This window comes from Desulfovibrio sp. 1188_IL3213, assembly GCF_036763145.1.
Taxonomy (GTDB): Bacteria; Desulfobacterota; Desulfovibrionia; order Desulfovibrionales; family Desulfovibrionaceae; genus Desulfovibrio.
The window spans coordinates 1-5783 of the sequence record NZ_JBAIYR010000124.1 but is presented as its reverse complement, the minus strand read 5'-3'; the positions used below and the strand labels follow the sequence as shown (position 1 = coordinate 5783).

Genomic DNA, 5783 nt, shown 5'->3' with positions numbered 1-5783 from the left:
GAACCGAGCGGCCCACCCGGCAAAGGCAAGGTGGGCCGCAACAGCCTGCGCCGGGCTGCAAGCGTGTCCGGCGGGGCATGAGGCATGCCAATCAGGCCTTATAAAGATTATACCCCAGTTCTCCGGCAACAAAGGCCGCCATCTTTTGCCCGCGTACGCTGTTGCCCACACTGTCCAGAGGCGGTGAAAATGCCGCAATCGCCAGCACCCCCGGCACAATCGTCAATATGCCGCCTCCAACGCCGCTCTTGCCCGGCAGCCCCACCCTGTAGGCCCAGTCACCCGAACTGTCATACATGCCTTCCATCGTCATTTCAGCCATGATGCAGGGGCAGTGCTCCGGCTTGAGCACCTGTTCTCCGGTAACGGGATTACGCCCGCGCGCGGCGATGGTCGCGCCGATGGTTGCAAGTTCCACGGTATTGAGCAGGGTCGAGCACTGGCGCGTGTAAACATCGCAGGCTTCCATAGGGTCACAGTACATATAGCCCGCGGAATACAGCAGCCAGGCAATGCCGCGATTATGAAAGTTCGTGGTCTGCTCCGACTGGTTCAGCTCGTCAGAAATGGCTATTTCCTTTGAGCCGAGCCTGCGCTGCATGTCCAGTATGCGCTGCCAGCGTTCTTCTGTGGAATGCGCCTTCACAAGGCTGGCCGAGGCCATTGCCCCGGCGTTGACCAGCGGCGAAAGCGGCTTGTCGCCGTGCAGTTCCAACGCCATGACCGAGTTAAAGGGCAGGCCCGTGGGGCTGGTTCCGATTTTTTCCTGAACGGCCTGCGGACCGAAGTCTTCCAGCGCCAGAGCCAGCGTGCAGACCTTGGAAATGGATTCAATGGCAAAGCGGTAGTCCGCATCACCGGCCGCCGCGGTTTGCCCCTGGGCCGTCACAACGGCCACGGCCGCAAGGTCGCTGGGGATATTCGCCAGAAAAGGGATGTAGTCGGCATTGGCCCCGCCGGGAGCCTTGCCGAATTGCGCGTGCGCGCTGTTCACCACAGACTGGATTTTTGCAATGTCAGGCATGGTGTTTTCCTTTTGATAAAGCCGCAATAGCAGAGCTATCACGGCTTTATCATAAACAATTATGTTGTCATGAAACCCCGGGCGCTAACTTCCGGCCTGCGTTCCGGCCGGCGGCTGTGCAGGGGCCTGCACCTGAGCCTTTTCCTTTTCCCAGGTGAACGGTTCAAAGTCTGAATCGGGATCGCGCCATTCGGGCTTGCGCAGGGCGAAGATCGTCAGCGGAATCGCCACAAAAACGACCACCAGCACGATAAGGTACATCATGTAGGTTTCAGGGCTGCCGATGGAAATCTGGCTCGGCGGCACAAAGCTGAGCGCAAAGGCCAGCATCGAACCGAGAAAACCCAGAGTGGCCCACAGGTACATGCCGGGAACCCGGTAGGGTCGCGGACGGTTGGGCTGGCTCAGCCGCAGGCGGATACCGCTGGCGAACATGAGCATGTACATGACCAGATACAGAATGACCGTAAGCTGCGACAATATCTGAAAGGCTGCCTGCACCGAGGGCATGACCACAAAGGTGATGGACAGGATGGTAACAACCACCGCCTGCACGAGCATGAGATGACTGCCCATGCCGAAACGGTTGGTCTTCTGGAACCAGCGGGGCAGATACCCGGCCTTGGCGACGGCGAGCACACCGGTATTGGGACCGGCAATCCAGGTAACCACGCCGCCCAGCACGCCGAAAGCCAGCATGACGGCCAGCACGGAACCCAGCCATTCGGCGTTGATCCACTTGAACAGCAGGTCATAGGCCAGCAGCAGGCTCTGGGTAAGGTTGATGTCCTGCTTGGGAACAACAAAGGCGATGCCAAGGGTGCTCAGCAGGAAGATGGCTACCGTGCCTACCGAGGCGATGGTAATGGCTATGGGGTACTTTTTGGTGGGATTATCCATGTCCTTGACGTGTACGGCGTTCATCTCCATACCCGCGTAGGCCAGGAAGATGCTGGCCGCAAGAACGATGTTGCTGAAGTTGGTGAAATCGGGAATCAGCGCCCCCCAGCTCAGTTCAATCAACGGCGGCTTGCCGCTGCAGAAAAGATAGGCAAAGCCCAGCACGACCACGACCCCGGCGGGGATGATCGTACCCACGATACCGCACCATTTTGACACCCGTGCGAATATGCCGACCCCGCGCAGGGCAATGAACACCGACACCCAGTATACAATCAGCACAAAGCCCGTAATGTACCATTTATTGGCCGCTATGGTTTCGGCCATGCTCACGTTGGGGTCCATAAAGGCAATAGACACGGCCCCGAAGGTCAGCACTGTGGGAAAGTAGGGGATAACCTCAATCCACAGCATTGCCATGGCCAAAAAGCCCCAGCGCGGCCCGAACGCCTCGCTGACCCATCGAAAAACACCACCCTTCTCCGGGTAGGTGGTAGCCAGCTCTGCGGCCACCAGCGCCATTGGCACCAGAAAAACCAGGGCCGCAAACGCATAGTAAAAGATTGCGCCCAATCCGTATTCCGCTTCGGAAGGGAGAAAGCGCAGGCTGACGACCGCAGTGATATTCATTATGACTATGGTCGTAATAGTCATTTTTGAACCGGATGTCTGTTCTTTAACTTCTCCCATAGCAGTTGCTCCTGTGTTGGCAAAGTCTGTTTCGCCGCTTGCTTGTCAAACGGCCCGCGTCCGGTAAAAAGCTTTCGATACAAATAGTTATTTTCAGTTAAAATAAAACTAGTAAAAATTATGCATTGCGTCAACATGCATGGCGGCAGTTATCCTATCATTTTAAAATAAAACAATAATATTCAATTATCGCGATAGTAAATATCAGATAACATGCTGTAAATACCGAAAAAATTACCTGCCTGAAGCTGCGCCGCGCCTCTTGTTTATCAACAAACAAGTTGTAAAAAAAAGCAAAGCATGTTTAGCTTTTTACTAATTAAAACGATTCTTCTTTGCTCGTCAGGGCAATATACGCCCCGGTCGGCCTTTTCCCTCGTGATTGACAAGATACGCCAGAGGAATACGGATGTCCGAACACACCCCCCCAAAAAAGGTCGCCATTTCAACCCTTGCCCTGATGGCCCTGGGAACGGTTGTAAGTCTGAACGCGCTGCCCATGATGGCTCTTGAAGGACTTTCCCTGGTTTTTTACATCCTTTTTGCCACCGTTGTTTTTCTTCTGCCTGCCGGCATGGTTTCCGCCGAACTGGGCAGCGCCTTTGCCGAACGCAAAGGCGGCGTCTACATCTGGGTAAAAGAGGCTTTCGGCCCGCGCTGGGGCTTTGTTGCCATATGGCTGCAATGGGTGCAGACCCTGGCCTGGTATCCCACAATTCTCGGCTTTTCCGCCGCATCTCTGGCCTATTGCCTGGGCGACCCACATCTGTCGCAAAGCGGCGTCTATACGGGGCTTGTCAGCATCGGCATCTACGCCTGCGCCACGGGCGTTGCCCTGAGCGGCACCAGCACGGTCAACACGCTGACCAAGTACAGCGTCTTTATGGGAACCCTTGTTCCAAGCCTGTTCATCATCATTCTTGGCCAGTTCTGGGTTGACCAGGGCAATGACGTGGCCTTTCTGACGCAAAGCGCGCAGGCGGTGGACGGCCACATGGTGCGCGAACATGTGCATCCCCGCGTTTTCCCGCACTTCACGGGCCTTGGCAGCGTAACCTTTCTTGCAGGCATTCTGCTTATGTTTTCGGGTATCGAGGTGCAGGGGGTTCAGGCCGCAAACATGAAAAATCCACGCCGGGACTTTCCCATTGCCATGCTGCTGGCTTCGGCCATTGCCTTTCTTGTTTACTTTATGGGTTCGCTTGCCGTGGCAACGGTGCTTACCCCCAGGGAAATAAGCCTCACAGCCGGGCTGATGGAAGCCTTTTCCCTGATGCTGCACAAGTTTGACCTGGATTTTCTTGTGCCGCTGATTGCCCTGCTTATTACCTTCGGCGGCGTGGGCAATGTGATGGCCTGGGTATCCGGCCCAAGCAAGGGCATGCTGCAAACGGCCCGCGACGGCGAGTCGCCGCCGTTTTTCGGCAAGGTAAACAAGGCCGGTGCGCCTGTGGCGCTGCTGGCTTTTCAGGGAGTTATCGTTCTTGCCCTGAGCTCCATCTACTTTCTGGTAAAAAACGTCAGCATCGCCTTTTTCATTCTGACAACGCTTACGGCCAGCATTTACCTGGCCATGTATCTGCTCATGTTCGGCGCGGCCATACGCCTGCGCATCACCCGGCCCGATCTGCCGCGTACATACAGCGTGCCCGGAGGCATCATGGGCATGTTTCTTATCGGCGGCACGGGCTTTCTGGGCGTGGCCTTCGCCTTTACCGCGGGATTTTTTCCGCCGCACAACCTGCCTGTGGGCAATCCCGCGCTTTACGTAGCCCTTGTGGCGGGCGGACTGTCGATCTTCATCGCCATCCCGCTCATTATCCAGGCTTTTAAAAAACCTCAATGGAAGCATGCAACGCGTGTGGAAAACGATTTTTCAATTAACGGCAACAATGGAGACTAAAGTATGACTGCGAAAAACACCTTGCGTAACACCGTACTTGACGACACCTATGCCGCGTCGGATATGGCGAATGCCATGCCGCGCTATCAGATGCCCCTGCAGGAAAGCCGCCCCCGCGACGTTTATCAGGTCATCCACGATGAACTTATGCTGGACGGCAATTCGCGCCAGAATCTGGCAACCTTCTGCCAGACCTGGGTTGATCCCGAAATCAACCAGATCATGGCCGAATGCGTTGACAAGAACATGATCGACAAGGACGAGTACCCGCAGACCGCCGAAACAGAAACACGCTGCGTGCACATGCTGGCCGACCTGTGGCATTCGCCGGACCCCAAGGGAACCCTTGGCTGCTCCACCACCGGCTCCAGCGAGGCCGCCATGCTCGGCGGGCTTGGCATGAAGCGCCGCTGGGTGAACATGCGCAAGGCCGCAGGAAAGCCCTATGACAAACCCAACATGGTTTGCGGGCCGGTGCAGGTTTGCTGGGAAAAGTTCGCCCGTTACTGGGACGTTGAGCTGCGTGAAATTCCGATGGAAAAAGACCGCCTGATCATGAATGCCGAAGAAGTCATCAAACGCTGCGATGAAAATACCATCGGCGTTGTGCCTACCCTCGGCGTGACCTTTACCGGCCAGTATGAGCCGGTGGAAGAAGTGAGCAAGGCTCTCGACAAGCTGCAGAAAGACAAGGGCTGGGATATCCCCATCCATGTGGACGGGGCCAGCGGCGGCTTTCTTGCGCCGTTCATCGAGCCTGACCTGCTCTGGGACTTCCGCCTGCCCCGCGTCAAATCCATCAACTCTTCGGGCCACAAGTTCGGCCTTGCCCCGCTTGGCGTGGGCTGGGTCGTCTGGCGCGAAAAAAGCGACCTGCCCGAAGACCTGATTTTCAATGTGAACTATCTGGGTGGCAACATGCCCACCTTTGCGCTCAACTTCTCCCGCCCCGGCGGCCAGATCATTGCCCAGTACTACAACTTCCTGCGCCTGGGCCGCGAAGGCTACCGCCGCATTCACCAGAACTGCTACGATACGGCCCGCTTTTTGGGCGATGAAATTGCCAAGCTCGGCCCCTTTGAAGTGCTGTACAACGGGCGCGGCGGCATCCCGGCCCTGTGCTGGGCCTTCAAGGCCGATGCCAAGGTCAACTACAGCCTTTATGACCTCTCGGACCGCCTGCGCTCACGCGGCTGGCAGGTGCCTGCCTACTCCATGCCCGCTCACCGCGAAGACCTCGTGGTCATGCGCGTGCTGGTGCGTCAC

Annotated in this window: 4 protein-coding genes; 2 read left to right on the top strand and 2 right to left on the bottom strand. The window is 56.8% G+C overall.

The window, feature by feature from the left end:
• Positions 1 to 91 precede the first annotated feature (91 nt).
• Both glsA and gadC read right to left on the bottom strand, forming a co-directional pair.
• The gene (glsA, locus tag V6C16_RS06855; protein WP_333536183.1) at positions 92 to 1024 is read right to left on the bottom strand and encodes a glutaminase A; all 933 of its coding nucleotides are present in this window, start codon (positions 1022 to 1024) and stop codon (positions 92 to 94) included.
• Positions 1025 to 1108: 84 nt separating this feature from the next.
• The gene (gene gadC, locus V6C16_RS06850; protein ID WP_333536184.1) at positions 1109 to 2614 is read right to left on the bottom strand and encodes a putative glutamine/gamma-aminobutyrate antiporter GadC; all 1506 of its coding nucleotides are present in this window, start codon (positions 2612 to 2614) and stop codon (positions 1109 to 1111) included.
• 409 nt (positions 2615 to 3023) lie between these two features.
• On the opposite strand from gadC, the gene V6C16_RS06845 reads away from it, so the two are divergent.
• Positions 3024 to 4517 (top strand): amino acid permease, encoded by a 1494-nt coding sequence (locus V6C16_RS06845; RefSeq protein WP_333536185.1) that lies wholly within the window; start codon positions 3024 to 3026, stop codon positions 4515 to 4517.
• Between the two features lie 3 nt (positions 4518 to 4520).
• Positions 4521 to 5783 (top strand): glutamate decarboxylase (locus tag V6C16_RS06840; protein WP_333542936.1); only part of this gene is annotated, 1263 nt, incomplete at its 3' end.

What these genes read in the sequence shown, in the direction of transcription:
- gadC (WP_333536184.1), bottom strand. Translation starts at nt 2,614, where the DNA reads ATGGGAGAAGTTAAAGAACAGACATCCGGTTCAAAAATGACTATTACG.
- V6C16_RS06845 (WP_333536185.1), top strand. Translation starts at nt 3,024, where the DNA reads ATGTCCGAACACACCCCCCCAAAAAAGGTCGCCATTTCAACCCTTGCC.
- glsA (WP_333536183.1), bottom strand. Translation starts at nt 1,024, where the DNA reads ATGCCTGACATTGCAAAAATCCAGTCTGTGGTGAACAGCGCGCACGCG.